Below are 2,031 nucleotides of genomic sequence, written 5' to 3'. Positions count from 1 at the left end.
CCTGCCCACCGACCTCTGAAGCCGTATAGACCCCTAGGGTTGGATCGGGGATCTTGTCCGCACGCGCTCGTTCTACGTGACTTTGAGCCGTCCGCATCTGCGCTTGCACGACCTTCAACTCATCGCTTTCAGCCAGGATGCGGTCGCGAAAAAAAGCTGCGTTCTCCCCAATCGGCAACGGCTTGGGCAGGGCCTGTATCTGACGCTTCAACCCAGGAAAGCGTGTGGATAGACGCGACCAAGTTGCGGCGGCCTGCGTCTTCGCGTCATTGTCCAATCGTCTATGCTCGGCCAGTTCGGCGCGGGCAATGCTCACATCCAATTTCGAGGCATCGCCGGCGCGGGCGCGCTTCTCCACTGCCGTGAGGCTGGTCTGTATCGACTGGAGATTATTCGCGGCTAGTTCACGCGCGCGTTCGGCCGCGAGCCAGTCCACCCACAGCGCCATTAATTCACGAGCCGCTTTCAGCAGCGCTTCGCCATTACGCGCCTGGGACTCTTCGACGGTTGCCTTGCCGATGCTGCGATCGGCCGCGGCTTTACCGGGCAGCCGGATGGTCCGCTCGACGCCTATGTTCCATTCGTTATAGCGGGGGCCGCTATCCATCCGCCGCTGCTGCCCGGTCGCGCGAGTGGTCCATTCATAGGTCGATTTATCGAGAATGCCCGCCTCTTGTCGAGCGACTTCCAGCCCGGCGCGCGCTGCGGCGACGCCGGGGTCCTGTTCGAGCAGCGGACGCACAATTTCGCTTGACAAGAGTCCTGGTGGATTCACAGGCTGGGCCGCATGCACGGCGCCAGAGAGGGTCAGTAGGCCGATTAGGAACGGTCGAATCATCATACGATCTCTCCCGCTTCGATGAGCGACGTAACCCAATAACGCAGGCCTGTGCCGGCGAATTGCTGGCGAATATGTTCGAACAGCGTCGTCTTGTCGGCGGCAGCAAATATCAGCTGTATCTGTGTGGCGCGCACCCGACCCATGACCTGTTCCGTTTGATTCAGATTCTCTTGGGCGAGGCCGTGTGCCGCGATCGGCGCGCTGGTGAAAACCGTCGCGTTGGGTGACAGAAGCAGCAGATCGAGCAGTTTTTCCTCGATAGCTGGCGGACACAACAGTGTTAAGCAAAGTTCAGACATGGGAAACCTCTCGTTTCGGAAAAGCGAAGCGTAAATACAGGATGGGAAGCAGCATAAGCGTCAGCGCCGTCGCGGTAATCAGGCCGCCGATCACGACGATGGCGAGCGGTCGCTGAATCTCCGAACCCGGCCCCGTCGCGAACAGCAGCGGGATCAGTCCGAACGCCGTAATGGCGGCGGTCATCAACACCGGTCGCAAACGTCGCTTCGCTCCCTGGACGACGACTTCGCTCAATTTCATCCCTTCGCTTTGCAATTGATTAAAATAACTGACCAGCACGACTCCATTCAGGACTGCGATACCGAGTAGCGCGATGAAGCCCACCGACGCCGGCACCGACAGGTATTCCCCGGTGAGCCACAAGGCGACAATGCCGCCGACCAGCGCAAACGGGATATTGCTGAGGATAAGAAGCGCCTGGCGCACCGAACCGAAGGTCGAGAACAGCAGCACGAAGATGAGACCGAGTGCGACTGGCACGACAACCGTCAATCGCGCCGCCGCGCGCTGCTGGTTCTCGAACTGTCCGCCCCAAGTGATGCGGTAGCCGGTGGGTAAGGGCAATTTCTGTGTAACGAGCGCCTTCGCCTCTTCGACGAAACCGACGAGGTCACGGCCGCCGACGTTGGCGATGACCACGCTGTAGCGGCTGCCCATTTCCCGATCGATCTTGACCGGACCTTCCGCCCGTTCCAGCTTGGCGACGCTGGTCAATGGGACGGTGCTACCGTGCTGGGTGGTGATCCGCATCGCGCCAAACTCGGCCGGGGACGTCCGAACCGCCTCAGTACCGCGCAATACGATCGGCGTACGCCGGTTACCCTCGATCACGATGCCGGCGCGCTGCCCCTCGATCTGGGTTCTCAGCGCGTCTTGGATCTCTTCGACAC

General features: G+C 60.8%; 3 protein-coding genes. All 3 read right to left on the bottom strand.

All coding sequences use genetic code 11. From position 1 onward, the window contains the following. Positions 1 to 841, bottom strand: an 841-nt coding sequence (locus H0V78_07095) for a TolC family protein (GenBank protein ID MBA2351543.1), incomplete at its 3' end; no start/stop codon positions are given. Next, positions 838 to 1,140, bottom strand: a complete 303-nt coding sequence (locus H0V78_07090) for a DUF3240 family protein (GenBank protein ID MBA2351542.1) — start codon at positions 1,138 to 1,140, stop codon at positions 838 to 840. The genes H0V78_07095 and H0V78_07090, both read right to left, overlap by 4 nt. Next, a partial coding sequence (locus H0V78_07085) for an efflux RND transporter permease subunit (GenBank protein MBA2351541.1) occupies positions 1,133 to 2,031 on the bottom strand: 899 nt, incomplete at its 5' end. The genes H0V78_07090 and H0V78_07085, both read right to left, overlap by 8 nt.

The sequence above is a fragment of the Burkholderiales bacterium genome, from assembly GCA_013695435.1.
GTDB lineage: Bacteria > Pseudomonadota > Gammaproteobacteria > Burkholderiales > JACMKV01 > JACMKV01.
This window is presented reverse-complemented; position numbering and strand designations above follow the sequence as displayed.

What these genes read in the sequence shown, in the direction of transcription:
- H0V78_07090 (MBA2351542.1), bottom strand. Translation starts at nt 1,140, where the DNA reads ATGTCTGAACTTTGCTTAACACTGTTGTGTCCGCCAGCTATCGAGGAA.